General features: G+C 43.7%; 22 protein-coding genes. 15 read left to right on the forward strand and 7 right to left on the reverse strand.

The window, feature by feature from the left end:
* Both MHI12_RS14510 and MHI12_RS14515 read right to left on the reverse strand, forming a co-directional pair.
* Entirely contained in the window at positions 1-873 is an 873-nt protein-coding gene (locus tag MHI12_RS14510) for a carbohydrate ABC transporter permease (protein WP_405172782.1), read from the reverse strand.
* Between the two features lie 68 nt (positions 874-941).
* On the reverse strand, positions 942-2,255 hold the full coding sequence (locus tag MHI12_RS14515) for an ABC transporter substrate-binding protein (RefSeq protein WP_405172783.1): 1,314 nt from the start codon (positions 2,253-2,255) through the stop codon (positions 942-944).
* A 206-nt stretch (positions 2,256-2,461) separates the two neighbouring features.
* Between MHI12_RS14515 and MHI12_RS14520 the strand changes: the two genes are divergently transcribed.
* The 3 genes from MHI12_RS14520 to MHI12_RS14530 all read left to right on the forward strand — a co-directional run bounded on the left by MHI12_RS14520 (position 2,462) and on the right by MHI12_RS14530 (position 7,997).
* Positions 2,462-4,225: a sensor histidine kinase gene (locus MHI12_RS14520; RefSeq protein ID WP_405172784.1), complete on the forward strand. Its 1,764-nt coding sequence runs from the start codon at positions 2,462-2,464 to the stop codon at positions 4,223-4,225.
* A gap of 16 nt (positions 4,226-4,241) precedes the next feature.
* Positions 4,242-5,768 (forward strand): response regulator, encoded by a 1,527-nt coding sequence (locus MHI12_RS14525; protein ID WP_405172785.1) that lies wholly within the window; start codon positions 4,242-4,244, stop codon positions 5,766-5,768.
* A 243-nt stretch (positions 5,769-6,011) separates the two neighbouring features.
* Positions 6,012-7,997, forward strand: a complete 1,986-nt coding sequence (locus MHI12_RS14530) for a methyl-accepting chemotaxis protein (RefSeq protein WP_340914744.1) — start codon at positions 6,012-6,014, stop codon at positions 7,995-7,997.
* 104 nt (positions 7,998-8,101) lie between these two features.
* Here MHI12_RS14530 and MHI12_RS14535 read toward each other — a convergent pair whose 3' ends face one another.
* A complete protein-coding gene (locus MHI12_RS14535; RefSeq protein ID WP_405172786.1) occupies positions 8,102-8,974 on the reverse strand; it encodes a helix-turn-helix domain-containing protein in 873 nt (290 codons plus the stop codon).
* A gap of 245 nt (positions 8,975-9,219) precedes the next feature.
* Here MHI12_RS14535 and MHI12_RS14540 point away from each other — a divergent pair, with 245 nt between their 5' ends.
* Complete coding sequence (locus MHI12_RS14540; protein ID WP_405172787.1) at positions 9,220-10,419, forward strand: MFS transporter; 1,200 nt, start codon at positions 9,220-9,222, stop codon at positions 10,417-10,419.
* A gap of 221 nt (positions 10,420-10,640) precedes the next feature.
* A complete protein-coding gene (locus MHI12_RS14545) occupies positions 10,641-11,396 on the forward strand; it encodes a gamma-glutamyl-gamma-aminobutyrate hydrolase family protein (protein ID WP_405172788.1) in 756 nt (251 codons plus the stop codon).
* A gap of 114 nt (positions 11,397-11,510) precedes the next feature.
* Here MHI12_RS14545 and MHI12_RS14550 read toward each other — a convergent pair whose 3' ends face one another.
* Entirely contained in the window at positions 11,511-13,835 is a 2,325-nt protein-coding gene (locus tag MHI12_RS14550) for an MMPL family transporter (protein WP_405172789.1), read from the reverse strand.
* Positions 13,836-13,854: 19 nt separating this feature from the next.
* Positions 13,855-14,502 (reverse strand): TetR/AcrR family transcriptional regulator, encoded by a 648-nt coding sequence (locus MHI12_RS14555; protein ID WP_340914739.1) that lies wholly within the window; start codon positions 14,500-14,502, stop codon positions 13,855-13,857.
* A gap of 237 nt (positions 14,503-14,739) precedes the next feature.
* On the opposite strand from MHI12_RS14555, the gene MHI12_RS14560 reads away from it, so the two are divergent.
* The 5 genes from MHI12_RS14560 to nspC all read left to right on the forward strand — a co-directional run bounded on the left by MHI12_RS14560 (position 14,740) and on the right by nspC (position 20,642).
* Positions 14,740-15,633 carry a TetR/AcrR family transcriptional regulator gene (locus MHI12_RS14560; RefSeq protein WP_340914738.1) on the forward strand — a complete coding sequence of 298 codons (894 nt, stop codon included), beginning with the start codon at positions 14,740-14,742 and terminating at the stop codon, positions 15,631-15,633.
* 216 nt (positions 15,634-15,849) lie between these two features.
* Positions 15,850-17,109 (forward strand): cytochrome P450, encoded by a 1,260-nt coding sequence (locus MHI12_RS14565; protein ID WP_405172790.1) that lies wholly within the window; start codon positions 15,850-15,852, stop codon positions 17,107-17,109.
* A 165-nt stretch (positions 17,110-17,274) separates the two neighbouring features.
* Complete coding sequence (locus MHI12_RS14570) at positions 17,275-17,733, forward strand: nucleoside deaminase (RefSeq protein WP_340967638.1); 459 nt, start codon at positions 17,275-17,277, stop codon at positions 17,731-17,733.
* A 541-nt stretch (positions 17,734-18,274) separates the two neighbouring features.
* A complete protein-coding gene (locus tag MHI12_RS14575) occupies positions 18,275-19,513 on the forward strand; it encodes a saccharopine dehydrogenase family protein (RefSeq protein WP_017688530.1) in 1,239 nt (412 codons plus the stop codon).
* A 1-nt stretch (position 19,514) separates the two neighbouring features.
* The gene (gene nspC, locus MHI12_RS14580) at positions 19,515-20,642 is read left to right on the forward strand and encodes a carboxynorspermidine decarboxylase (RefSeq protein WP_036670896.1); all 1,128 of its coding nucleotides are present in this window, start codon (positions 19,515-19,517) and stop codon (positions 20,640-20,642) included.
* Positions 20,643-20,842: 200 nt separating this feature from the next.
* Here the strand turns inward: nspC and MHI12_RS14585 are convergent, their stop codons facing one another.
* Complete coding sequence (locus tag MHI12_RS14585) at positions 20,843-21,616, reverse strand: SDR family NAD(P)-dependent oxidoreductase (RefSeq protein WP_405172791.1); 774 nt, start codon at positions 21,614-21,616, stop codon at positions 20,843-20,845.
* 111 nt (positions 21,617-21,727) lie between these two features.
* Between MHI12_RS14585 and MHI12_RS14590 the strand changes: the two genes are divergently transcribed.
* Positions 21,728-22,084, forward strand: coding sequence for a MerR family transcriptional regulator (locus MHI12_RS14590; protein ID WP_338594670.1), 357 nt, complete (start codon positions 21,728-21,730; stop codon positions 22,082-22,084).
* Positions 22,085-22,174: 90 nt separating this feature from the next.
* The gene (locus tag MHI12_RS14595; RefSeq protein WP_036670902.1) at positions 22,175-23,047 is read left to right on the forward strand and encodes a YitT family protein; all 873 of its coding nucleotides are present in this window, start codon (positions 22,175-22,177) and stop codon (positions 23,045-23,047) included.
* Between the two features lie 74 nt (positions 23,048-23,121).
* Here the strand turns inward: MHI12_RS14595 and MHI12_RS14600 are convergent, their stop codons facing one another.
* Positions 23,122-23,793: a cyclase family protein gene (locus MHI12_RS14600; RefSeq protein ID WP_340967634.1), complete on the reverse strand. Its 672-nt coding sequence runs from the start codon at positions 23,791-23,793 to the stop codon at positions 23,122-23,124.
* A gap of 166 nt (positions 23,794-23,959) precedes the next feature.
* Between MHI12_RS14600 and MHI12_RS14605 the strand changes: the two genes are divergently transcribed.
* The 3 genes from MHI12_RS14605 (at position 23,960) to MHI12_RS14615 (ending at position 26,944) form a co-directional block, all read left to right on the forward strand.
* The gene (locus MHI12_RS14605; RefSeq protein ID WP_017688524.1) at positions 23,960-24,154 is read left to right on the forward strand and encodes a hypothetical protein; all 195 of its coding nucleotides are present in this window, start codon (positions 23,960-23,962) and stop codon (positions 24,152-24,154) included.
* A gap of 216 nt (positions 24,155-24,370) precedes the next feature.
* Positions 24,371-25,504 carry a serine hydrolase domain-containing protein gene (locus MHI12_RS14610; RefSeq protein WP_405172792.1) on the forward strand — a complete coding sequence of 378 codons (1,134 nt, stop codon included), beginning with the start codon at positions 24,371-24,373 and terminating at the stop codon, positions 25,502-25,504.
* 297 nt (positions 25,505-25,801) lie between these two features.
* Positions 25,802-26,944 (forward strand): DUF4309 domain-containing protein, encoded by a 1,143-nt coding sequence (locus MHI12_RS14615; protein ID WP_405172793.1) that lies wholly within the window; start codon positions 25,802-25,804, stop codon positions 26,942-26,944.
* The last annotated feature ends 10 nt before the right edge of the window (positions 26,945-26,954 follow it).

The following is a 26,954-nucleotide window of genomic DNA, read 5'->3' on the forward strand; positions in this document are numbered from 1 at the left end:
TTATTCCGTAACCTCCTTACGCCGCATGAAGATCAATAGCGGTATAGCGATAATGGTAACGACCACGAACAGAAGGGTGTTGACCGCGGTACCAAGTCCCCAGTTGCCTTCGCCGAAAGATCGCAGAATGATCGTACCTACGACCTGTGAAGCGTTACCCGGTCCACCACCGGTCATGACATATACTTCGGAGAATACTTTAAGTCCACCGATCAATGTCAGCATCAGGTTAATGTTAATGGCGGGCAGCAAGAGTGGTAGTGTGATTTTGAAAAAACTTCTCCACGAACTTGCGCCATCAATCTTGGCTGCCTCGTAATACTCTTGAGAAATGGACTGCAGGCCCGCCAGATAGATGGCCATCTGGAACCCGGCACTCTGCCAGATCGAGACGATGGCAATCGTCCAGATCACAATCGATGGGTTGGTCAGCCAAGCTTGGCTTAACGAATGTAACCCAACAGATTCCAACAAATTGTTGATTGTACCTTCGGTACGCAACATGGGAGTGAACAGAATGCTGATCACAAGGATGCTGAGAATGGAAGGGGAGTAGAAAATCGCACGCAGAAGGTTCTTCGTTCTTAAACGCATGTTAAGTCCTACGGCCAGCAATAGGCCGATGACATTTTTGCCAACTACAGTGACGATTGCAAATATCGCCGTGTTTTTCAGCGCCAGAATAAGCGTTTTGTCCGTGAAAATTTTCTGGAAATTATCCCACCCGATGAACTTCAGCTCCAGCCGATCCAGCCGCCAATCCGTGAATGAGTAATAGAAAGCGGCGAGAGCAGGCACAACGAAAAAGATGGAGTAGATGATCAGTGCGGGAAATATCATGTAATACGAATACAAATTTTTAGTCCTTTTCATGTCTCACACTCCGTTATAGCTAGGCAGCATAACGATCGTCCATGTTATGCTGCCTTGTATTTCACTCTTTAGAAACCTTCTATACCTTTATCCTGCATCAGCTGACTGAACTTCTCATCCCAGGATTTCAGTACTTCTTCCGGTGACAAACCACCTGCAAATTGATCCTGTAACAACCGATACAGTTCGCTGCGGTCGACCAGCATGAAAGCATCCGTTGTCAGCACGGTTTTCTTCGGCGTAATATAATTGTCTACAATATCCTGTTTGTAGGCTGGCAGTTCCGGTGTAGTCACGTCACTGAAATTAGATACGTATCCTTTGGAATCCACGATCTGTTGTGCGACATCCTTGGAAGCGATATAGTCCAGGAACTGTTTGGCTTCATCCAGATGTTTGGATTTCTTCGGAATGAACAGTTGTCCGCCCAGTGGACTTGCACCCAGACTGGCATTATCCAACGATGGAATCGGGAATACGCCCAATTCCATATTGGGATCTTGCTCGGCCACGCCTTCGATTAACCAATCGCCCATAAACATCATGGCTACTTCCTTGTTCAGGAATTTACCTACGGCCATGTCATAGCTGTCGCTAAGTACATCCGTGTTGGTGTAACCTTTGGTGTAAATTTCATATTGTTGTTCCAGGAATGTTTTGAATTTCGGGATATCAGACCATTTTTTCTTATTGCTGTTCAACTCATCAAAAAAAGTCGGTTCATTTTTGGCTACAAAATCGGCAAAAGCTGCAGCAGGCCAGATGTTGGCAGCCCAGGCATCTTTGTAAGGCATAAATACAGGCGTAATGCCACTTGCTTTGATTTTTTCACAGATCGCCAGGAATTCTTCGTAGTTGGTTGGAATCGACAAACCGAGTTCTTCAAAGATTTGTTTGTTATAAACGACCCCTTGCATCCCTGTATCTTGGCTGACATGGAAGCTATAGAGATGACCACCAGAAGAGAGGACGTCTTTGTTCACAATTCTGCTCGCCCAAGGCTCGTTATCCAGAATCTCGAAGTTACGTTCAAGGTTTAGGTCTGTGACTGCGCTCGCCAGATTGTATTGAATAATGTCAGGCGTTTCATCTACAGCCAGTTTGGTTTGCAGTACAGTTGTTGTTTGTTCCGCTGGAATCAGCTGCAAATTGACGCGAATGTTCGTTTGTTTTTCGAATGCATCGAGAATGTCCTGCTGGATGAAAGCAGAGTCCTGGGAACTTTTAGAGATCGCCAGCTCCAATGTGACTTTACCACTCTTGCTGTCCCCACCAGCAGCTGTGCCGGAATCCGTACCTCCTGATCCACAAGCCGTTAACGAGACCGATAATAAACTGGCCAGAATAATGGAAATCGCCTTTTTTCTTTTTATTGTTTTCAATGCAAATCCCCCTCTAAAACGTGTAGTGAATCCGTTTACAAGTCCGATTATAGATTCTTTTCTGGCCCCGGTACATGTCTGTGCTTGAACGTTGATGTGTAAAATCCTGAACTTGAAATCGCTATCATTTCATGAAATACCATGATAGAGTAGACATGAATATAAGGGATTTCACATCATGTCAGAACAGGAGGGCATCTCTGAGAATGGCAAAGCTCATACATAAAGCAACTCAATTCAGTTTGCAGACAAAGGTGTTTCTGACATTTCTGGCTCTGCTTTTGTTTGTGCTGGGCTGTTTTATCGTTTATGTGAATGTGATCGTTGTCCGCCCGCTCAAACTGAAAACGGAGCAGGATACGCTCGTTACAGCTACGAAGGTAAGAGAGCAAGTTGATCTATACGTAGAACAACAGAACCAGATGTCGCAGCGAATATTATCCAGCAAAAATATATTTGCAGCCATGGACAAGAGCTCCTCAGCGCATAGTAATTATGAAAGGCTGAAGCAAATTCGGATCATCAAAGACATTATGTTTCAGGCCATTGGGCCGAGCATGAATATCAAGGACATGTCCATCTACGACAATCACGGGGTCCTCCTGACATCATATCTGGGTTCGGGCAATCCTCCCGCAATCCTGAACACCATGATGGAGAGTAGTCAGGTTGGACGAGACTGGACAGAAAGTGGTTTTGTTCTGCTGCGTCAAGACGATACGATCTCCTTTGTGCGCACGATCAATGATCAGAACGGCAAGGTGTACGGTTATCTTAGCATCCAGATGGAACAGGCCTATATACAGAACCTAACGGAGGGAATTACTGCTGGGGATGTCTATATTCTGAATGAACAAGGGGAGCAGATGACGGGCTCGGAAGCGGGTGTGACATTTACCAATTGGACAAAGCCTGCATCAGACGAGGGACTGGATGTGGACAAAAACGATAATTATATCACGCATTCCACTTCACCCAGTACAGGCTGGATCACGTATATCATAACGCCCAAAAAATCTGTTCTAGGCTCGATCCATTCGGTTCAGACGATGTCCATTCTGCTGATTACAGCACTGATGCTCGTTTCGTTTGTGTATATCTTCTTGTCTACACGTAACCTGCTGCTGCCTATCCGCAAGCTACGCGGTCAGATCTGGCGCATGAACTACAGCAATATGAATCTGAAAGTGGATGAAACGCCGAAGAATAACGATCTCTTATTGCTTAATGAAGCCTTTCAGGATCTGATGGAGAGGCTGCAGCAATCCATTGACCGGGAAAAATCGGCGCTTCATGAAGAAGTAAAGGCGCGTAATTCGGCGCTGCAAGCCCAGATTGCACCTCATTTTATTCATAATGTCTTATACCTGATCAGTATTGCCGCCCAAGAGGGGAAGACCAAAGTTGTATCGGATATGTGCAAACATCTTTCGGACAGTCTGCGTTATATTGTCTCTTCACCATACGCGCATGTGACTTTGGCTGAGGAGCTTCAACATACGAGACATTATCTGTCCCTTGTACAACAAAAGTACGAAGAGGATCTGGAGTGGGACATCTGTGCTGACGAGCTGGCGAACGATATCCGGTTGCCGCGGTTGGTCATTCAGCCGTTTGTGGAAAACTGCATTGAACATGCCTTTGCCAACACCGCGCCGCCTTGGCGTATCCAGATTACGGTGAAGCAATATAACGGATTATGGGCACTGGAGATCAAAGATAATGGAGAGGGCTTTCCACCGGATAAGATCCAGGAGATTTTAGCCAATATTCAGGCATCAGGTTCCGGAATGAACCAGACCGCCGATCGTGCTACAGCCCTTGGTAATATGGGGATTATCAATAGTGTCAATCGACTCAAACTAATGTATAACAACCGGCTCTTTATTAATATATTTAACAATCATGCGGAAGAGCAACATGGAGCAACGATTCAAATCATCGGCTCACTGACAAAGGATTTTTACTAACTAGGAGGCATAGGCGATGTATAACGTTATGATCGTTGAGGATAGCAAACCGATATTACGTAATATTAAAATGCTCCTGGAAACGCTGAGCTTTCCGATTCGTGTAGCGGCTACGGCAACGAATGGAGAGGAAGCCTTGGCAGCGTTAAAGCAGGAACCGATTGATCTGCTGTTGACAGATATTCGAATGCCAAAAATGGATGGCCTGTCCCTGATTGAGCAAGCCAAGCTTGCCAACCCGGATCTGAAGGTCATTCTAATTAGTGGGTACAGCGATTTTGAATACACAAGAAAAGCATTGAACCTGCAAGTGTTTGACTATTTGTTAAAACCTGTCGAGCGAGAGGCGCTTGAAGAAGTCATGGGTCGGGTAATTGACCAACTTGATCAACAGATGTCCAAGGAACTGCTGGATTTGCAGGAAATCATTCATCCCCAATGTGAGACTACGCCGAAACAGGGGGAGGAGTTTCCACCTTTATTCAGCCAGATGATGATCATTATGAGCAAACAGCCTTTTACCGCAGGGCATGAACGATGGGTGGAAGTGGAACTTGAGGGTATAGTGCAGGATTTTTTTGCATTCCATGCTTGTCGTGTGTACACCAGTCAAACCCCATATCAATTTGTTGCTTTTGTTAACAAGAGTGCACTTGAGGTGTACTCTTCCGTACATGAATGTCTTGAATCGTTGCGACGGCATTTGGTTGCGCATGACATCGATGCGATCATTGGAGGACAACTTCTATTCGCTGAGTCTGGTAATCTGCCAGAGCTCTATCACCGCATGTCGTCCATTTTGTCTGAGCAGCAACGGTTGAAACAAGGAATAGTGTTGGATACCGGGAATCCGGTGTCGATGGCCAGATCCGAGACAGGCTGTCTGGATCCGGTGCAGGAATCTGCTTTTGTACGGATGATACAGGCTCGGCAGAAAGAACGGTTTGCTTTCAAGTTATCCGAATTGATGAATCGATGGGCAGAGGAAAATGTACATATGACCGAGGTGGAGCGGTTTATCGGATTGATTGTAGACACGTTTGCTCATCTGTACGAGGAACAGGGCTCGGGCATGAGATTGGGTCTGGAGCTTCGGTCAAGACAATTCGCCCATGCACAGTCCTATGCCGATTTTTGCCGGGAAATGACGGAATGGACGGGACAGTGCTTCGATATGCTGCAATCCCACGTTCGAAAAAGCAAGGCGATCCTGTTCGAACAGATTGACGATTACGTAAAACTAAATAAATACTCTCCATTGTCTATCAACGACATTGCCATGAAGTTTCACGTTAGCCCGTCGTATGTCAGCAGAGTGATCAAAAATGCAACGCAAATTACGTTTGTTCAGTATTACACCCAGCTTCGCATTCAGGAAGCCTGCAGACTGATGGAAAGTCAACCGGACATGAAGTTTAAGGAAGTTTCCGATTTGCTGTCGTTTAGCGATCAGCACTATTTCTCGAAGGTGTTCAAAGAGTATACGGGGCTAAGTCCTACGGATTATAAACAACAGATGTCTGGTATAAAGACCCAATCATAGTTAACAAACCCTTTTTATTTATGTTATAATACTAAACAAATACGGCTTGTTACTGAATTCATTCAGGCAATACCTATGTATATTTACGCTCAAAGTCTCTTTGGGTGTGCATATATATGGGTTTTTTTGCGTTTACTTGCCGATTGATTCTACCAAAAATGGATAAAGAGAGGAAGATTCACTTTGGAAAAGAAAAAGAAAAAAAGGTCATTTTATAGGAAAGGAGGAGCCAGTTTACGATTAATGAGTACTAGACTCATTGCAGCTTTCCTTGCGGTGCTTATTATCCCCACTGCACTTATCGGTTATTTCTCATATCATAGTGCCAAAGATCAGGTGCAACAAAAAATGACAGAGCCCATCAATACCATATTAACGATGGCAGGACAGCATATTAACAATCTGGTAGGGGAAAAAGCAGCATTATTGAGTTATATAGACAGTATGTATGGCTCCACTCCCGGTCAGGCGAACAACGAAGCAGTACAAGTAGGAATCGACCAATTAGCTGATACATATCCTGATCTTCTTGCCATCACTGTGGGCAGCGACCAAGGCAGTGTTATATCATCTCCAGCAATAGAGGATGCAACATATGATCCACGCAGCACAGCATGGTACACCAATGGAATGAGTAACAATGGAGCACTCTTTTTTTCGAGTATTATGACAGATCCGGTATCCGGGAAGATTTATGTAGAAATTTCAAAGGCTCTTTCAAATCAACAAGGTGCAGCAAGTATTAAACTTGATCTGGAGCGATTAGCAAACGAAATATCTTATGTGGATGTAGGAGGTAATGGGAGCCTGATTGTGGTTGACTCCAATAGAACCATCGCAGCTTGGTCTGGTGCCATTGTAAAAGGTGGGGGAGGAGAACTCGGCGGAGCGCTCATCGAGGGAATTCCAGTGCATCCAAATACGGCTTCAAGTTCCGATGAGCCGATGGCATTTTCTCAATTTGTCAGAACAGATCTGGCATATGATCTAGAGGTATATAACGGGGTTAATGCTTTGACGGGGTGGAATGTCATTGCTCTGATGGGCCATGAAGACTTTATCGCCGCAGCGAAACCCATCATGGTATCAAGTCTAACCGTCATTGCTGTATCTGTATTAATTGCCGGAGTTATTATTTTCTTCATTCTGAGATCTTTTATTGTACCTATGCAAAAACTGCGAAAGGCCACTCGCAGCGTAAGCGAAGGGAATCTGTCCGAACGGGTTAACCTTAAAACCGAGAACGAATTTGGTATATTGGCAAATGATTTTGACCAAATGACCAGTTCCCTTCAATCGGTGGTTGCTGAACTTCATCAGACGTCATCGTTGTTAAGCCACTCTTCCCAAATGATTCAGGAAAGTACCGAACAAACCACCCAATCGGTTCAACATGTGGCTGAAACCATGCAGCAGACTGCGGAATCAGCTATCGTTGGGGCGGAAAATTCGGAACAAACCGCAAATGCCGTAGAAGAGATGGCGAGAGGCATCAGTACAATTGCAGAATCTGCGAGTGCCATCGTTGATTCGGCTGAAGAGACGGAGCGCGCTGTTGCTAATGGTGGGAAAACCATAAACCAGGTTGGAGAACAAATGGAACATATTCTGGGAGCTGTTGAAGAAACCTCGGCATTGATTAATGAGTTGTCCAGTCTGTCCGCCGAAGCCAATCGAATGAATGAAGCGATTGCGGATATCTCTCGGCAAACCAACCTACTATCACTGAATGCCTCTATTGAAGCTTCAAGAGCAGGAGAACACGGTAAAGGTTTTGCTGTCGTTGCTGGTGAGGTGCGCACGTTATCCATGCAATCTAAACAGAGTGCGGACGACATTGGCGCTACCATTGGCAAAATGCTCGATCTGATTGCCAAATCCACATCTCTTATGAATGATAAAGTTCGCAATCAAGTTGGTGAGGGCATGCGGATCAGCCAAGAAGCTTCCGCAACCATATCCAACATTGAACAATATACAACGCATATCGTGGATCAAATTCAGGATATTTCCGCTGTCTCCGAACAGTTGTCAGCCAGCACGGAAGAAGTCTCGGCTACAGTTGCAGCGATGAGTCATATCTCTAAAGTGTCGGCAGATAGCGCTCAGACAACTTCAGCAGCAGCCCAAGAGCAAATGGCGGCAATGGAGGAGATATCTGCATCCTCTGCACAGCTATCCAAAACAGCTGCGAACATGCAAGAGTTGGTTCGCCGATTTAAGCTCTAGAGTAGAAGTAAGTAAATGTGTAATGAAATATGTAAAGAGATATGTAAGAGATATGTAAAGCACCAGGCGCTCCTCAATGGAGCGCCTTTTTGCGTTAAGAGAGATTAATAAGAATGTGATGCCTCATCCCCGAACATATCCTTTTGATTCTTTTTTCGGAAACTTCGTGGTGATTCACCAACCGTTTTGGTAAATAAAATTGTAAAGTAATTGGGATTATCGTAACCGACCAGTTTGGCGATCTCCCATATTTTTTTGTTGGTTGATACTAATAATCGGGTAGCTTCCCCCATTCTTCGTTGAATCAGATAATGATAGGGAGAAGTTCCATAGTGATTTTTATACATATGAATTAAGTAATAAAAATCGATATGAAATTGATCTGCCAATTCTTTGAGTTTAATGTTTTGCCGATAGTGGGTATCCAAATAGTCTTTAATGCTCTCGGCAAGGTTGTTACTCCCAATAGTCTCCCCACTAGGAAGCTGTTGACGGGACTGCCGATCAATGATCAGAAGTATGGCTTTCAGGACATGCCCAGAGATAGATTCATAACCATGTTCCCGGATTGAAAATTCATTGAAGAGAGTCTGCATTAACGAATGGAGCTCATCGGAATAACGGTTTGCTCGAATGATCGGTATGTTAGAGGGAGGGATGACCCAATCCTCAAGGGTGGGGGTACCTTCTGTAAAACGAAAGCCGCAATAAAAGGTGGATAACGGGAATTCAGGATTGGACTTCTCCTCGTGAAGAGTACCCTTGTTATATATGAGCATGTCCCCTTTTTGAGCCCAGTGTTTGATGCCGTCAATGGTGAACAATCCTTTGCCTTCAGTTACGTAGATAATCTCATGCAGATCGTCATGTTTATGCGTCGGAAAACTCCAATGGGGATTGTCGGCCAGTTTGCCTACATAAATAATGGTGCAATCTCGATTTGAATGCAGTTGGCCGGATTCGTGGTGTGTATTCATCTATGTCTTCCCTTCAGAATCTGTAATGAAAGTCTGTGTTGAAATGACAACATATATAATGTTTTTCAATAAAACCACAACAACCTTGATTGTCGGCATGGCTTATCTGACAGTACAATTTCACTATCCAAAATGTACTATATATCGAAAGTGGAGGGATGGGAAAGCAGAAAATACATGAACTAATGATCGTAGACAGAATTGAAGCGCTTGCAACAATGGAAAGGATTAGTGAGTATTGATTTATGACTAGAAATAGAGAGAACCTACTTATTTTAACGCTTACGCTTGTTAGCTTTGTATTAGGAACAACTGAGTATGTGATCGTGGGTGTGTTGAAGGAAATTGAAAGTTACATGAAAGTATCACTTGCTGCCGCAGGTATGCTTGTCTCCGGTTTTGCGATTGCATACGCAGTGGGTACACCATTTGCTGTGGCCTTCTTGGCCAAAATATCCAGAAGAAGTTCCATATTGATTGGATTTGCAATCGTGTTAGCATTAAATCTATTGACCGTGTTCTCAACAACGTTCTCTTCTCTGATGGCCATTCGCATCGTGTCGGCCGTTGCTTGTGGACTTACGATATCGCTTTCGATCTCGATCGTAAGCGACGCAGTGAACCGGGAGCGAAGAGGGGAAGCTATCGCCTGGATTTTGGGCGGATTTTCAATTGCAAATGTGCTAGGTGTTCCGCTGGGTACATTTATCGGACAACATCTGAGCTGGTCCATGACGTTTGTTGTTACGGCATGCATAGGTGTTGCACCGTTGCTGTTCATGTTCCGTATTCTGCCACGCCAAACAACTACGATTGCAGGTTCGTTCAGTGATCAGATGTCTCTCTTTTTAAAACCACGGATATTGCTGGCCTGTCTGATCCCGGTACTGGGAAACAGCTGTATTTTCGTCGTTTTTACGTACATTACGCCACTCCTGAGTGAGACGATGGGTGTGCCAGTACAATGGATTAGTGCCATACTCCTGATCTATGGTGCCTGCAGCATCCTGAGTAACTGGATTGGTGCCAAAATAGCCAAGGGTGACTTCTTGCCCAAGCTCAAGCGGCTTTTTGTAATTCAAGCCATCCTCTTCCTAGGCATGAGTTTTACCGTTTCTAATGTGTGGATGGGCTTGGCATTCCTGTTCCTGATTGGATGTCTGTCATCCTCCATGAGCGCGGCATCCCAGCTATATTTGTTTGATGTGTCAGGATCGATCGCGCCGGGGTCCAAAGCATTTGCATCTACACTCCTGCCTGTGGCAGCCAATGTGGGTATAGCGTTAGGCTCCGGCGTTGGGGGAATTGCCGTTAATATGGGTGGTGTCCAGTGGGTGCCTCCAGTTGCTGTGATGCTTGCCTTGCTGGCTTTTATCGTTACCCTGATATGCCAGCGTTCCATCCAAGTGAATTCAGACGAAACAACCACTGTAAAAGCAGCTTAGATGAGATGAGGTTTAAACTAATCAGATGAATCCATATTTATGGGATTGGAACTACAAACAAAGTCGCTGTTATGCGGCTTTGTTTTTTTTTTTTTTTTTAGTTTTCCAGCATTCCGGATGAAACGGGTTCGTAGATGATAGAGGTAGGATAATGCAATAATTCAGTGAATTTGTATAGGAAGAGATCTGATAAAATGAATGAAAAGCTGGGAGGTAAAGCCATGAAAAAGCCGATGATCGGTGTGCTGCCTTTATATGATACTGACAAAAAAAGTTACTGGATGCTTCCAGATTATATGAACGCCATAGAAGGAGCAGGTGGGATTCCAATTATGCTGCCTTTGACAACGGATACCGAGATCATAGCAACGCTGGCTAATCAGTTCGATGGGTTCCTGTTCACCGGGGGACATGATATCAATCCTGAGCTGTATCATGAGCATGCAGAGGTTACCTGCGGAGAGTTATGTATTGAACGCGATATGATGGAGTCGATGTTATTACATAAGGTAATTGAGCTTGATAAGCCTGCCTTTGGCATATGCCGTGGACTACAACTATTTAACGTTATTTTGGGTGGTTCGTTGTATCAAGACATTCCAACTAGTCTTCAACTTCATGGGAACAAGTTCGTTAATCATAAGCAAAGTCCGCCGTATACGGATCTTGTACATGATGTACATATTGAGGAAAATAATATCCTATACGATATTTTGCACACAGATACGATAAAAGTGAACAGTTATCACCATCAGGGGATCAAGGTGTTGTCGGATAAGTTAACTGCCGTGGCAGTTGCTGAAGATGGACTCGTGGAATCCGTGGTCATGCCAAACCGTTCATTTGTTTTGGCAGTGCAGTGGCATCCAGAGTACAGCTACAACGTAGATGACTATAGTCAAAAGTTATTTGCAGCGTTTGTTAATGCTTCTCAATCCGCACGATATAATATCCATATTGAAGACATCACCGCATAAATTTGGAGTAGAAAAAAAGACCTCCTGTTTATAAAAACAGAGGAGGTCTTTGTATTGGTGAATGTAGTCGTGATGAGTAAACGTGGTATTACCATTACGATTGTAGTGGAATGATTATTTTAATCCAGACTTCGTGTTGGTATGCTCTTCAGCATTCAGGGAAGCAATCAGCTTCTCGCCTTCAACATCCAAGTTTGGCAGAATGCGATCCAGCCATTTCGGAAGTGCCCAAGCTTTGTCTCCGAAAATAGCCATGATGGCAGGGACCAAGCCCATTCGGATAATGAAAGCATCAATCAGAATGCCTACCGCCAAAGTGAAACCAATCTGCTTGATCATGACATCGTCAGTGAATATAAATCCTGCAAATACAGAGACCATAATCACTGCTGCGGCAACAACCACGCGACTTACCTGATTGTACCCATGAACGACGGATTCGGTCCCGCGATGACCATGCACATAGGATTCCCGCATGGAGCTAACAAGGAAGACTTGATAGTCCATCGCCAGGCCATACAGGATACCTGTCACGATGATCGGCATGAAGCTCAGCAGCGGGCCGCCGGTATCGAAACCAAAGAGCGAATGCAGCCAGCCCCATTGGAATACAGCAGTTGTTATCCCGAATGTAGCCAGGATACTAAGCAGGAAGCCAATTGTTGCTTTGATGGGAACGATGATCGAACGGAATACAAGTAACAGGATGATCAGCGACAGCAGGATTATGATGCCTACATAAATAGGGAACACCTGCGCCAGTTTGGCTGACATATCGATGTTAACAGCTGTGAGTCCAGTAACTCCAAGTTTCACATCATAGGTCTGTGCGATGCTGGAATCAGCCGCGCGTAGATCAGTGACCAGTGTTTTAGTGAGATTATCGTTAGGACCCGTTTTTGGAATGAGACTGAAAATAGCTAAATCTTCTGTCATACCAAGCGGTGTGACTTGTGCAACGTTATTCTGACCTTGGAGTTCCATCACCAGACCACCCATGAGTTCCGGTGTAACTTTTACGGAAGACTGATTAGGCTCTGCAACCAGAATAAGTGGTCCGTTAAATCCTTCCCCGAAGCCTTCGGAGATGGCATCATAACTTTGTCTTGCAGTTGTATCCAGATTCGCTGAGGAAGCGCCAGGAATACCCATTTCCATTTTGGTAATCGGCGTCGCGGCAAAACCAAGAATGACGATGATGGCGATAATGGTGGCCCAACGATTTTTGATAACGAATTTCACCCATCTGTCAGCGACTCCGCGGCTAGTGGCTTTAGGATGTTTCGTGTTTTTCTCACGAGCTTTGGCGGAACAAATGCGTTCTCCTACCAATCCCAGTAAAGCCGGCAACAGGGTTAAAGCAACGAATACGTTAATGAGTACAGTGGCAGCTGCGACCAAAGCCATCGTAGACAAAAATGTGAGACCGATGACAAGCATACCGCACAGTGCAATAATGACGGTTAATCCGGCAAAAAATACTGCGCTGCCCGATGTACCAATGGCTCTGGCAGTGGCTTCTTTTGCGCTCAAGCCTTGATCAATGATCATTCGACGCTGGCGATTAACAATGAAGAGAGCATAATCGATTCCAACAGCCAATCCAACCATGAGAGCCAGGACGGAAGTAACACTAGGCATTTCGATGAATTTGGAAATGGAGAACGCACCACCAACTCCAATGGCAACTCCGAGGAGTGCGGTGATCAGAGGCAGACCTGCTGCAACAACGGAGCCAAGGGTGATCAGCAATACAATGACAGCAATCACCAATCCGACAATCTCAGCCGAGCCAACCCCAATCGATACCGTTTTGAGCGTTTCGCCCGGCAAGACCGTAATGTTGGTTCCTTGCTCTACTGTCATAACAGATTGAATAACGGAATCAAATACATCCTGTGTTATGGCAGACTGCTCGATTGTAAATTGGAACTGGAACAGTGCAATACTACCGTCCGAAGAGATCAGCATACCAGGTACAGGAACACCATCGACCATCAAAGGTCCATAGGGAGGAGGCGTGGTTGTTGCGGATTGTGCCGTATCGGTAGCCTGAGCGTTCTGAGCCATTTCCGCCGAAGCACCCGAATTACCCGCTTCAGCTGCATAGTCCGCAGGATTAATGACTTTGTCTAATCCGTAAACTTCATTAACACCTTTCATCATGGCAGCCAAACGTTCAGGCGTATCCAAACGCTCGTTGTCGGGTGCCTTGAAGACAACACTTCCTTGACCGCCGGAGGCGGCTGGCAGTTCTTTTGCCAATTGATCCAGTACCTTCTGTGACTCTGTGCCTTCAATCTTCATTTCAGAACTGATGTGAATACCATTGATGCTGATCATGGAAATGACAATTCCCAGAATTAAAACCCAGCCAATGATGAAGGTTGCAGGTTTGCTAAAAGCGGTTTTCCCCACTCTGTATAATAATGTAGACATTTCTCTAATTTACACTCCTCTATGATGAATGTGGATGGTTGGCATGTTCGAATCCTGCCCGCAAATGATTAAATGTGGTTTCCAAAAATTGATCAAAGGTGATAGCACCGGGCTTGGTATCTTCAGTCATGACTTGTCCGGGCAGCAACACATTGAGTCTTCCATCAATTAATGGCAGTATCGTTCCATATAGTGCGTTAATCAGAAGATAAGTATAGATCTCGTCATACTTCCCGTTGGATAAGTCTAATAAGGTATCTTGTGCCTGTGTCTGCATCCGGTGCATGGCTCCAAGGTAATGCGGTTCTAGCACGGGATAAGTCTGGGATAGTGAGAGCAGCTGATGAAGTCTTCCAATTAGTTCTGTTGTAAGTTGCATCTTGATCAGGTTATACAGTACGTCAAGCAAGGAGACGTTGTCGGGCAGTTCGGTAAGTAACTCTTCGAGTTCCGTTGTATTCTGAACGGATATCGCACCTCTTGCTACGGCTTCCTCTTTACATGTGAAGTAGTTTGCAAATGTTCTACGTGAACAACCCACCTGATGCACGATATCTTCGACCGTAAAGCCATCAAGCCCATGTTCAAGGGTAAGTTCAAATGCAGCACCAGCAAGTGCTTTTTCAGTGGCTTCTTTCTTCAAATGTCGCAAGTTTCGTTTAATCATTATTCTCCGCTTATGCGTTCACCTCCAACACCAATGACTATGGTTTAATTCTCTTTAAGAAGAGCACACTTACTGAACATGCACTTTGTGAGGTTTATCATAACAAACAAGTTGCTCATTGTGCAAATTTACTCATTGTGCAATTATTTTATATGACGGCTATAGTGCGAATCAATGCTTCAACTCCTGAGGAATGAATGTTAAAATCAATAGAAAAACTTGGGGCGATAACGAGACATGAGTAGTCGTAAACAAAGTTTATTGGAAACAGCACTTGCGCTATTTTTAGAGCATAGCTATGCAAATACAACAATCCAGATGATCCTGGATCAATCAGGTGTATCCAAAGGCACATTCTACAAATTCTTCAGCTCAAAAGAAGACTGTTTATATTCGATTATTGATCAGCGTATGCAAGAGGATGTTTTCATTCGCAAAGAGCTTGAACAAAATCACTATACATCGGATTATGACCTGCTCGTAGATCAGATTGCGATTCCTATGTCTGTACCTAATAAAGAGCGAGTATGGGAATTATATTGGACGGGATTTTATTCCGGGGAGATCAACTCAGCCAAGCTGGCTACAGTTCACCTGAAATGGCTGTCCACACGCTTGATTCAGGTGTACGGGAACGACATTAGCTTATATGCCAACGAAGGGGCAATTTTGTGTTACGGCATATTACATCAGATTGCCAACACATCAAGAAGTCTAAATACGCAAAAACCGGTATGGAGCGAAGTAGTTCCAAAAGTACTAACGTACATTGAAGTGATTCTAAGAACCATGCACCAGAGAAATGAACATATTTTCGACTTTCAGTCTCTATATTTCCTGAATGCGGATGAGCGTAACGATGATATAGGTCTGGACATCGATAATGTATTGATCGAATTTGATGAGTTCAACAACCGTGTTCAAAAATCCAAGGAATCTGCATCATTAAAGCAACTTTCGAAGGGGCTTTTAGCGCTATTACAGGATCAAGAGGATTTAAATATACCTGTAATCGAAGTGGTGCTTCAGGCGTTTCACAAAGAGTACAAATCCAGTGCGTTCCAATCTGAAGCCAATAGAATGACCGAAGCCTGTTGGTGGTACTTGGAACTGGTGAAGCAACGGAATTAATATGGGGGTTGGCTCAAAGCCAACCTCTTTTTTTGCTTTTTTATGCCCCTAGTTTTTATTAATATACTATTAGTATATTAATAAAATGTTGTTATAACAGTTGTTTTATGTTGTTTAAACTGTGACATTTGAAATTAAATATACGAGTAGTATATAATCGGAATGAACATATATTTCCATAGATTCGAATAACTTCACTTCGAAAGGAAGATTTATATGAATAACTCGAATAACCAGACATCAGAAAAAGTAGAATTTAATTTGTTTAGCGAAGAAAATAGTAAAGATCCATTTGCCATGTTTGCACAGATGCGTTCCAAAGGCTCCGTTGTTCCTATTCCTAATCCGATGGGTGGAGCAGGGCAAACTTGGATTGTAACTCGGATGGACGTTGCCATGGAAGTGCTGAAAGATCACTCTCGATTTACGGTAGATATGAACTCTATTGATAGTGGCAATGATATTCGAAAGAATCTATCAGGCGAGCTTGGTTCATCGGAACCCCAGACTTTTTTTACCGGAAAGTCGATGCTCTTTGTTGATGAACCGGATCACCGGAGACTGCGTAGCCTGGTTTCCAAAGCGTTCACGCCAAGATATATGGAAAGCCTGCGTCCACGCGTTCAGGAAATTGCGGATGAGTTGATTGACCAATTCGAAGGAAAAGGAGAGATGGATCTTGTAAAAGACTATGCCTATCCTTTCCCAATCAACGTTATTTCCGAGATGTTGGGTATACCTCAGGAAGACCGACCTCAGATCCATGTATGGTCTGAAGCCATTGCAAAAGGTCTTGGTTTTGGTAAACAGGACCCTGCCGTAGCGCAGCACTTGCGATCATTCGCAGAGTACACCTCACAGCTTGTGGCGAATAAACGAGTAGAACCTTCAGATGACCTCATCAGTCAATTAATTGCGATTGAGGAGGAGGGGGATCGATTGAATGAAGATGAATTAATATCCATGATCACGTTATTGATATTTGCTGGACATGAGACAACTTCCAATCTGATTGCAACCGGCTCTTATCTTCTTCTGACCCATCCCGAACAACTGGAACAACTGAAACAAGATCTGAATTTGGTTCCTTCTGCGGTGGAGGAGTTGCTACGATATAACGGACCCGCCACTTCTTCAGGTCCTCGTTATGCAACACAGGACACGGAGTTGGATGGACAATTGATTCAAAAGGGAGATGTTGTGATTCCCCTTCTGAAATCAGCGAATCGGGACGAGCAGCAGTTCACTGACCCCGAAGATTTGGATATCGAACGCAAAATAAAACGGCATTTGGCCTTTGGACACGGCATCCATATGTGTCTTGGCGCTCCCCTTGCTCGTGTAGAAGGGGACGTGGCGTTTACCACGCTTTTACGTCGGCTACCGGATATTCAACTCAGTATTCCTCAGGAAGAGATTCAGTGGCATTCTGCTTTGTCATCACAGGGATTGGCAGCATTGCCTGTGAAATTTTAATAGATAAACTTAGTACGACCCATTGGAGTATGACGAATTTTCGTCATACTCTTTATTGGTATAGATGATAGAATGGAATGAACAAGAAACATGTTACTGGATTGAACACTGCTTAATGTAAAAGATAAAGTGGGATACATAATTTTTGTGGTGGAGGTTAACCTTATGAATAAAGATGAACAATTCATGCATAAAGCCATTGAAATTGCTCTGCAAGCTCGCAAAGAAGGAAACGAACCATTCGGAGCCATTCTGGTGAAAAACGGAGAGGTCGTCATGATTGGGGAAAATAAAATCAACACTTTTTGTGACCCTACGCATCATGCAGAAATTGGGCTTATCCGAAAGTATTGTACCGAACACCACGTGTTTGACCTGAGCGAATACACTCTGTATACGAGTTGTGAACCGTGTGTGATGTGTTCCGGTGCGATGGTTTGGTCGAATCTGGGGAGGCTGGTGTATAGTGTATCCCATGATCAATTAGCGGAAATTGCTGGTGGCAACATCATGATCGCGTGTGAAGAAGTATTCGACAAAAGTCCTCAAAAGCCTGAAGTAACAAGGGAATTACTTAACAAAGAAGGGTTAAAAGTATTCGAAGGATATCAATTTCAATCCTAGTCGTTATCCGGACAAAAAATTATTTTTTGATAATTGCTTGATTTTTTTTTCAACGTCTGATAGTGTAAGACCTGTGATTTTGGGAAGTTAATTTATCAATATGAATTAGAGCTTTCCAGCAGATAATTTTGACCACTTCACCAGGAAGTTAAGGCCATACGGACAGCCGGGTCAAACGCCGATTGGCAACTTACGTTGCTTTATTGATTGAGTTCAAAGCTCAAATTTTATAAGTTGGTTACTTTACAACCAGTGCAATTGCACATCAACTTGTGAAACGGTCAATAAGAGTGGTAAAGGCGAATTATTTGCTATATAGACTCTGATCCAATATTGATATACATGAAGGAGCTTTCCGCCAAAGGAGTTCTTGTGAACTTTTTTGGTCATGGAGACTTCACGTCTTTTTTATGATGTATATCGATAAGCAAGTGTGATGATGCGCGATTGCGAGCATTTTTCACCTTGCTTTTTTTGTTGTCTTGTTGTCATCGTATTAAACCAATTAAAAAAAATACATATTGGGATAGGAGAATGTAAAATGGGAAAAGCACTAATCATCGGCGCCGGCGGCGTTGCTTCCGTGGCAGTACACAAATGCGTTCAAAACAGCGAAGTTTTTGAGGAAATCTGCATCGCGAGTCGTACTAAATCCAAATGTGATGAACTCAAAGCCAAGCTGGACGGCGGAAAAACAAAAATTACAACAGCACAAGTAGATGCTGACAATGTTGACGAACTGATCGCTCTGATCAACGAAGTTAAACCTGATATCGTTATGAACCTTGCTTTGCCGTATCAAGATCTGACAATCATGGATGCTTGTCTTGCAACTAAAACAAATTACATGGACACAGCGAACTATGAGCCACATGATACAGCGAAGTTTGAATACAGCTGGCAATGGGATTACAAAGAGCGTTTTGAACAAGCAGGCATCACTGCATTGCTCGGTAGTGGATTTGACCCAGGTGTGACTGGTGTATTCTCCGCTTATGCCCTGAAGCACTACTTTGACGAAATTGAGTACATCGACATTCTGGACTGCAATGGCGGCGACCATGGCTATCCGTTCGCAACCAACTTCAACCCTGAGATCAACATTCGCGAAGTATCTGCGAACGGAAGATACTGGGAGAATGGTGAATGGATCGAAACAAAACCGATGGAAATCAAACGTGTCTACGACTTCAAAGAAGTTGGAGAGAAAGACATGTACCTGTTGTACCATGAGGAATTGGAATCTTTGGCAAAAAACATGCCAGGTCTGAAACGTATCCGTTTCTTCATGACATTTGGTCAAAGCTACCTGACTCACTTGAAAGCTCTTGAAAATGTAGGCATGACTTCAATCGAGCCTATTGAATATGAAGGTAAACAAATTATTCCACTGCAATTCCTGAAAGCAGTACTGCCGGATCCAGCATCCCTTGGACCACGTACTGTGGGTAAAACAAACATCGGTTGTATTTTCAAAGGCAAAAAAGATGGTCAAGACAAAACATATTATGTATACAATATCTGTGATCACCAAGAGTGCTACAAAGAAGTGGGTTCCCAAGCAATCTCGTACACAACAGGCGTTCCAGCTATGATCGGTGCAGCAATGGTCATGACAGGCAAGTGGAACAAACCAGGCGTATATAATGTAGAAGAGTTCAACCCAGATCCATTCATGGAAGAGTTGAACAAATGGGGCCTCCCATGGGTAGAAGACTTCAACCCGGTACTCGTTGATGAGCTGCCAGAAGAAGTTAAAGAATCGGAGCTTGTTCGTTAAAATGCGGTTCGAGCAATTACCGACACCATGTTTTGTTGTTGACGAGGCGCTTATTGAGAAAAACCTGCAAATCCTGAACGGTGTTATGCAGCGTACAGGTGCCAAAATCGTGCTCGCTCAAAAAGCATTTTCCATGACTGCGATGTATCCGCTGATTGGAGAATACCTGAGCGGTGCAACGGCGAGCGGTTTGTATGAAGCGCGTCTGGGCCATGAGGAAATGGGCAAAGAGAATCATGTCTTTGCTCCGGCATACCGCGCAGAAGAGATCGACGAGATTATCTCAATCTGCGATCACATTATTTTCAATTCTTTTTCACAGCTTGCAAAATTCAAGGATAAGGCGCTTCAGGCTGGCCGTAAGGTCGGCTTGCGCGTCAACCCTGAATGCTCTACCCAAGAAGGACATGAGATCTACGATCCGTGTTCTCCGGGTTCGCGTTTTGGCGCAAAACTGGAGGATTTCGATGCAGACCTGTTGGAAGGCGTCTCCGGACTGCACTTCCACACACTGTGTCAGCAAAACTCCGACGATCTGGAGACTACGCTAAATGCAGTTGTCGAGAAGTTCGGACAATGGTTGCCGCAGATGGAATGGATCAACTTCGGTGGTGGGCACCATATCACACGTGAAGATTATGATATTCCAAGACTGGAAGCATGCATCAAGCGTATGCAGAACGACTATGGTCTGGAAGTATATCTGGAGCCGGGAGAAGCTGTTGCGCTGAATGCGGGTTATCTGGTGACTTCTGTGCTGGACTTCCATAAGAACGGTATGGACATTGCCATTCTGGATACTTCAGCTACATGCCATATGCCTGATGTGCTGGAAATGCCATATCGCCCGCCGCTGATCGGTTCGGGAGAAGTGGGTGAGAAGGCTCATCTGTATCGCTTAGGTGGACAAACCTGTCTGTCTGGTGACGTGATTGGGGATTATTCATTCGATCAGCCTTTGCAAGAAGGCGACCGTCTGGTATTCGAAGACATGGCGATTTACTCCATGGTGAAAACCAACACGTTCAACGGCATGCCGCTTCCAGCGATTGCAGTCAAAAGAAAAGACGGCGATTGCGAAGTTGTCCGTGAATTCGGATATCAGGATTTCAAAATGAGGCTGGCATAATTACTTCATTATATAGTAAACATTCAATTAAGAATTGAATATAAAGCATTGAATATAAATACAAAGAAGGGAACCTGGAGACAGGTTCCCTTTTTAACGTTAACTGATGTTTAACAATTACATTTAATGATGTTTATCATTGAGGTTAGATGAATGTTTACTGGTATTGAGCCGACTTAGCTTCGACTTCAGTTTTCGGGTTAATGTTGTGGTTTCGAGGCTGCTCTCGCAGCGTATGGAAAGATGGGTTCTCTTAGTTCAAAGTCATATGTTAACCCATCCACAATGCCCACTACACTCTCACTGTCATACAACCCCAGCAAAAATCCAGCCATTTGTTCCGCCGTATGGAACTTGGGAACCCTGCCTTCATATTCAAACTCATCTAAATTAAAGGAATGTTTCGCAAATTCCGTCTCGGTTGCAGCCGGAGCGAGCACCTTGGCCTGCATCGCTGCGTTCTTACCTTTTAACTCTTGCGCAAGTCCTTCCGTAAAGGCACTAACATAGAACTTGGTTGCGCAGTAGGTTACTGCATCGGCTACAATCGTATATCCACCACCAGAGGAGATATTAATGATCTGTGTGCCATCAACATTTGCATAATCACGTACATACAGGGAAGAAAGAATCGTAAGAGCTTCTATATTAAGATGAAGCATCTGCTCAATCTTTGGCAGGTGTTGTTCGCCAACGGAAGCGAAATTCCCGAATCCGGCGTTGTTGATCCAAGTCTCAATGGAATAAGCCTGAAGACTTTCATAGAATTCATGCACATTAGCGGCAATAGACAGATCCACTATACGAATGACAACATCCAGATCTGGATTGATTTCAGCTACTTTTGCTTTTAATTTGTCCAATTCATCGGTTCTGCGTGCAGCCAGGATCATATTTTTGCCACGAGCTGCAAAAGCTAAAGCCGCTTCATATCCAATGCCTGAACTGGCACCGGTAATCACTGTATATTTCATGGGAATTCCTCCTGGATCTGATTTCATTTTTTATTGTGATGTGACCACGAGTTGATTATACTGATTAGAGCTTACTCTAAGTCAAGCGGGAAAATGGAGGGGAGGTTAACCATGCATACCATAGGTGAAGTGGCAGAATTACTCCATATCAGTGCACATACGTTGCGTTATTATGAGAAGGAACAGATTATAACTCCTTTCCGAGATGCCAGTGGAGACAGGCGATACAACGAGTCACACCTGAAGTGGCTACAATTTGTGATCAAATTAAAAGAGACTCAAATGCCCATTGCTATTATTAAAAAATATGCCTCCTTGTTTCAGGAAGGTGAGCATACGGCGGCGGATCGTTTAAAGCTGCTGGAGGAGCATAAAGAGTCGATTCAAAAACAGATGCACATACTTAACACAGCTGATGAGATGCTTGAGCATAAAATTTCGTCGTATCGAACGCTCATCGGACAATGAACTAACACACACAAATGACGATCTATTGCCAAAACAGTGATTTTTATTATAGACTGTTTTTTATCGGTTGTTCATCAAGGGGGAAATGCAATGCATCAAAACAGAAAACAAAAGTCAAACAAGTTAAAGATTCTCTCCAAAGTATTATTGATTATCATTGGGGGATTTATAACGGCATATGGCCTCGAAGCCATATTGATCCCGAATAATGTCTCAGATGGTGGTGTCACAGGTCTGAGTATCGTAGGATCACAGCTGTTCGGATTACCACTGGGGATGCTCATCGGGATTATTAACATTCCATTTGTGTGGCTCGGGTACAAGCAAATCGGAAAAAGCTTTGCGTTATATTCGATCATCGGTATTGCTTCACTGGCAATCAGCACGAGTCTGATGCACCATGTACCAACTATCATTGAAGGTGATACCTTGCTTGTTACGGTTGTCGGCGGGATTATTATCGGTTTTGGTATGGGACTTGCATTACGTAATGGTGGCGCATTGGATGGCATAGATATGCTGGCTGTACTCCTTTCGCGAAAAGTACCTTTTGGAACCAGTGATCTCATTCTGTTCCTCAACATGTTTGTATTTATTGTCGTTTCTACCGTGTTCGGTCTGCAAGGTGCGATCTTGTCAGGACTTGCGTATTTTATTGCTTCTAAAGTAATACATATTGTTGAAGAGGGCTTGAGCGGCTCCAAAACGTTTAAAATTATTACGAATCAACCTGAGATTATGGTTGAAACCATTCGGGACCGCTTAGGCCGTGGAGCAACGTATACTGAGGCTTACGGTGGCTACTCTAATGAGCAATTCAAGGAAATTACTTGTGTCATTAACCGGATGGAAGAGAGTAAAATTAAAGATATCATTCACGAAATTGACCCAACTGCTTTTGTAGTCGTATACGATGTAGCTGAAGTAAGAGGCGGAAATTTCAAAAAGAAAGATATTCACTAACATACAAAAACGCGCTGACAGGAGGAATACTCTTGCCAGCGCGTTTTTGTTTTACCATATGTATATAAAAAAAATCAAGCTTCCGTAAAAACTGTACTGAAGCTACTGTCAACACCTTCAATATACAATGGAACAGCATATACCTTTTCAATTCCAGATAAATCATGGTTTAAATTCATATCCTCTATAAGTAGAATGAACTTGCCATCAACCCGACCTTTCCCGAGCATAATCTTATGAAAAGTGATAGCTTCATCCACATGAATCACAGAGCCAGAAGAGATCATATCCATTCCAACTGCTCTCAATGAATCAAAAACCATCAGGTAACTTGCAGCATCTGCTGCAAACCCTGGGTTATGATCACTATAACGAACAGGGTCAGATGATCGAAAATTTCCAAAACCTGTGCGTATGAGCAGTAGATCAGAGCCAGCGATCTGGTGTTCATACGGCTCCAAGTCAGCTTTTGTAATAAGTTCATCATCTCCTTTGGGAATATCGAGGATTGTTGGATGAGTAAAGATAAAGTAGTCTATTGGAATCTCGCTTATTTTTAGACCTTGCGGATTGAAATGCCAAGGCCCGTCAATATGAGTTCCATTATGGTCGAGAGATGTGATGATAAATTGGTTATACAGATCTCCTTGATCTATGCTGGACTGCTGCTGAATCTCAACAGGAGGGTTATCTTTATAAACGGGAGTATTTACACTAAGAGGATAGGACAAGAGGATCCGCTTCATCTGTTGTTCTCTCCTTTATGTCACACAGTTTCTATATAATGTTTGGTGAATGTATGGACTCATATTATGAAAGGAATCGGTATTTCATGCATAAGTACAGCTCTCTTATGGAAAACTTCTATAGTGCGAATACAATGCATGATTTCATGTATGGGAGGTTAGCATAGTGACAAAACAAGACCCGCAAGAGCTTTTGAAGCAAAAACACGAGCTGGATGAACAAAAAAGACAGTTCACTAATTTTTCGCGGAATATTTCTGGTCATGGTGAGGTTGAAGCTGGTCAAGAGTTCAGTGTTGACCGAGTACCAGATGATCAAAACCGTATGAAATCGGTTGAGAACAGACGCGGCGAAGTCTAAAACGGTACAACATAAGCCGATCCTTTCATGGATCGGTTTATTCGTGTGGAGCAGTGTGATGCACAAAGGATATGTATTGTAATTGCACATAGGAGAGTATATAGGTGGTGGTCAATCGTTGTAAAAGGTCGTATATTATTAATATGTCGATTGTGGGAGTGAACATGTACCACATCGCAAAATGATAAACGATTTTACATAGAAGGACGGGAAAAAATGGACTTTAAACCGCTTGCTTCATTTATCGACCGCATTACATCCTGGCGTATACCGTGGGCAGAAGTGCTGGTGATGCATCGAAATGATACCGTTTTCCATTATCGTAATGGATACGCCAATCTGGAAGAGAAAACACCGATCGGTGATGGAGCGATCTTCAATCTATACTCCATGACCAAAATTATGACCTGCGTGGCAGGATTGCAACTGGTTGAGAGAGGTGAAATGCTGCTAAGCGACCCACTGTCTGATTATCTGCCAGAGTATGCTGAGATGACGGTAAAGAAAACGATGGCGAACGGGGAGATCCGACTTGAAAAGGCGACAAGAGCCATTACAGTACGTGATTTGTTTACCATGACCGCCGGGTTCTCGTATGACGTGGGTAGTCCAAACATTCAAGAAGCCGTAAAAAGCACCGACGGAACATTGCCAACACGTGACTTCGCGAGAGCGCTTGCGAAGGAACCACTGCTGTTTGAACCAGGGACACACTGGAATTACAGCATGTGCCATGATGTGCTAGGAGCGTTGGTGGAAGTGGTAAGTGGCAAACGCTTTGGTACGTATCTGCGAGACGAAATTACTGGACCCCTTGGCATGAACGATACAGCATTTAATCTGAACGATGAGCAGCAGAAGCGCCTGATTCCACAGTATGCTTACAATGATGAGCTTGAAAAGGCTGTACGTTTGGACGGTAATGGATTCCGTGTGGGTACGGAGCTGGAAAGCGGCGGTGCAGGGTTGCTATCAACCGTTAGCGATTATGCACGTTTTCTGAACGCGCTTACTGGGCATGGTACGAGTCCCGAAGGCGTGCGCATTCTGTCACAAGCTTCAGTGGAACTGATGCGAACGGACCACCTGAACGAGATGACTCGTGCTGATTATTCCTGGGATCATATGTATGGATACGGCTATGGACTGGGTGTTCGCACACATATCTCCAAAGCAGGAAGCGGCTCACTGAGTCCAATTGGCGAATTTGGATGGAGCGGCGCTGCTGGTTGTATGGCTATTATTGATCCGGATTCAGAGCTTACAGTTATGTATGCACAGCACCTGCTGAATAGTCAGGAACCATACGTTCAACGACGCTTACGTAATGTGGTTTACTCCTGTCTATAAATCATATCGTATTCGAAGTTACTTGAAGAGCCGCTAAATAGCGGCTTTTTTATGTTATATGAGTCGAAATCTATTCATTAGATTGTTATTTCTTTATTAGAAAGGGTATGTTATCATTCTTAGGAAAATAGTACTAGTAGGAGGATATGCTTATTGAACATGAACTTAAATTAATTACATAGTTTGATCAAGATTACACGCTAGCAAGTACCTGTTTGAATGTTGAGATTGTGCACGATTTAAAATTAGAAAAGAGCTGTTAGATTATTATTTTTTTTATTCAAAGGAGAGTCACAGATGATACACCCTAAACACAATGCAAAATGGGCTTCTCTAGCCTTACTTACCTTAGTAGTCTATGTTCTGAGCGCATTGCTTCTGCTACCGTCCAATGCCGCTGCCAAAGGAGAGCAAATCTCCGCCAAACAGCTCGAAAGTATGAGCCGGCTTTCATTTACGCTTCGTGATGCCAAACAAACGGCTTACACCGTTTATATTTTCGCTTATGATGAACAGAAGAGAACGCTGACCGAAGAAAATGGCTGGACCAACAATAAAATAGGCGACAAGAGTTATTCAGGCACGTATCGTGCAGCCTTGCTGAAAAAAGGTGCAGCATACGGAACTGTTCAGGCAGCTAAACTGGATCTGAATACGATTATTTTGCCTCAAACCTGGAATTTCGTTGTGAAAAGCAAAGAGGCTAGTACACCAGACATGCTGATGATCACCGATTGGGGAACTTCTAATTTTAATGAGGTGAAAACGTATATTGTTCGTTCCGGGGAATTGCGCCGTGTAACATATGTCGATAATAAGGGGAAAAAAATCGACGATTCCTACTCTGCAAGCAGAGATGATGGAATCCGTACTCTTTCAGGTGCCCGAGTGCAGTTCAAAAATTACAACAACCTTCAATTTGTCTATGGAGTTGATACGTTTAAGCTGAATGTGAACAAATTGGAATTACGGTTGGAAGATACGCGTAACCTTCGTTCAGAAGCTTGGCCAAACTCGGGTGTTGGCGATCGCGCTTACCTGAAAAGCCTAAAGGAAGCCGCTTTAAAGGGTGTGCTGCCAGGCCGGACGGACATCAAGATTGGTATGACGCTTCAAAATGCGCAAAAAAAGCTGGGGAAACCCAATTCTCGTTCAAACGGGGAATGGGGAGCGTACTATTTTTATTCTAAATTCGGCGTCGGATTTGATTCATACATGCACGAGCTTACCAATAAATCACGTATTGCCGTTTTTGATTTGTACAATGAAAAGCAGAATCTTTCACCACGGAATGTGAAAATATGGATGGGAAAACCTTCCTCAGAATATTACAATGAAGTCGTGGTTGGTTATGAGATGGTATACCAATTGGGTAATCACGCCATTGTATTCACTTATGAGGAAGAAGAGGACTTGATTGATTTTACGAGTATATATTAAGCTATAACAT

It is taken from the genome of Paenibacillus sp. FSL H8-0280, from assembly GCF_045040665.1.
Taxonomy (GTDB): Bacteria; Bacillota; Bacilli; order Paenibacillales; family Paenibacillaceae; genus Paenibacillus; species Paenibacillus xylanexedens_A.

Bases quoted from the DNA above. Each gene is read 5' to 3' on its own strand.
- MHI12_RS14510 (WP_405172782.1), bottom strand. From the start codon at position 873: ATGAAAAGGACTAAAAATTTGTATTCGTATTACATGATATTTCCCGCA.
- MHI12_RS14520 (WP_405172784.1), top strand. From the start codon at position 2,462: ATGGCAAAGCTCATACATAAAGCAACTCAATTCAGTTTGCAGACAAAG.
- MHI12_RS14525 (WP_405172785.1), top strand. From the start codon at position 4,242: ATGTATAACGTTATGATCGTTGAGGATAGCAAACCGATATTACGTAAT.
- MHI12_RS14530 (WP_340914744.1), top strand. From the start codon at position 6,012: ATGAGTACTAGACTCATTGCAGCTTTCCTTGCGGTGCTTATTATCCCC.
- MHI12_RS14535 (WP_405172786.1), bottom strand. From the start codon at position 8,974: ATGAATACACACCACGAATCCGGCCAACTGCATTCAAATCGAGATTGC.
- MHI12_RS14540 (WP_405172787.1), top strand. From the start codon at position 9,220: ATGACTAGAAATAGAGAGAACCTACTTATTTTAACGCTTACGCTTGTT.
- MHI12_RS14545 (WP_405172788.1), top strand. From the start codon at position 10,641: ATGAAAAAGCCGATGATCGGTGTGCTGCCTTTATATGATACTGACAAA.
- MHI12_RS14550 (WP_405172789.1), bottom strand. From the start codon at position 13,835: ATGTCTACATTATTATACAGAGTGGGGAAAACCGCTTTTAGCAAACCT.
- MHI12_RS14555 (WP_340914739.1), bottom strand. From the start codon at position 14,502: ATGATTAAACGAAACTTGCGACATTTGAAGAAAGAAGCCACTGAAAAA.
- MHI12_RS14560 (WP_340914738.1), top strand. From the start codon at position 14,740: ATGAGTAGTCGTAAACAAAGTTTATTGGAAACAGCACTTGCGCTATTT.
- MHI12_RS14565 (WP_405172790.1), top strand. From the start codon at position 15,850: ATGAATAACTCGAATAACCAGACATCAGAAAAAGTAGAATTTAATTTG.
- MHI12_RS14570 (WP_340967638.1), top strand. From the start codon at position 17,275: ATGAATAAAGATGAACAATTCATGCATAAAGCCATTGAAATTGCTCTG.
- MHI12_RS14575 (WP_017688530.1), top strand. From the start codon at position 18,275: ATGGGAAAAGCACTAATCATCGGCGCCGGCGGCGTTGCTTCCGTGGCA.
- nspC (WP_036670896.1), top strand. From the start codon at position 19,515: ATGCGGTTCGAGCAATTACCGACACCATGTTTTGTTGTTGACGAGGCG.
- MHI12_RS14585 (WP_405172791.1), bottom strand. From the start codon at position 21,616: ATGAAATATACAGTGATTACCGGTGCCAGTTCAGGCATTGGATATGAA.
- MHI12_RS14590 (WP_338594670.1), top strand. From the start codon at position 21,728: ATGCATACCATAGGTGAAGTGGCAGAATTACTCCATATCAGTGCACAT.
- MHI12_RS14595 (WP_036670902.1), top strand. From the start codon at position 22,175: ATGCATCAAAACAGAAAACAAAAGTCAAACAAGTTAAAGATTCTCTCC.
- MHI12_RS14600 (WP_340967634.1), bottom strand. From the start codon at position 23,793: ATGAAGCGGATCCTCTTGTCCTATCCTCTTAGTGTAAATACTCCCGTT.
- MHI12_RS14610 (WP_405172792.1), top strand. From the start codon at position 24,371: ATGGACTTTAAACCGCTTGCTTCATTTATCGACCGCATTACATCCTGG.
- MHI12_RS14615 (WP_405172793.1), top strand. From the start codon at position 25,802: ATGATACACCCTAAACACAATGCAAAATGGGCTTCTCTAGCCTTACTT.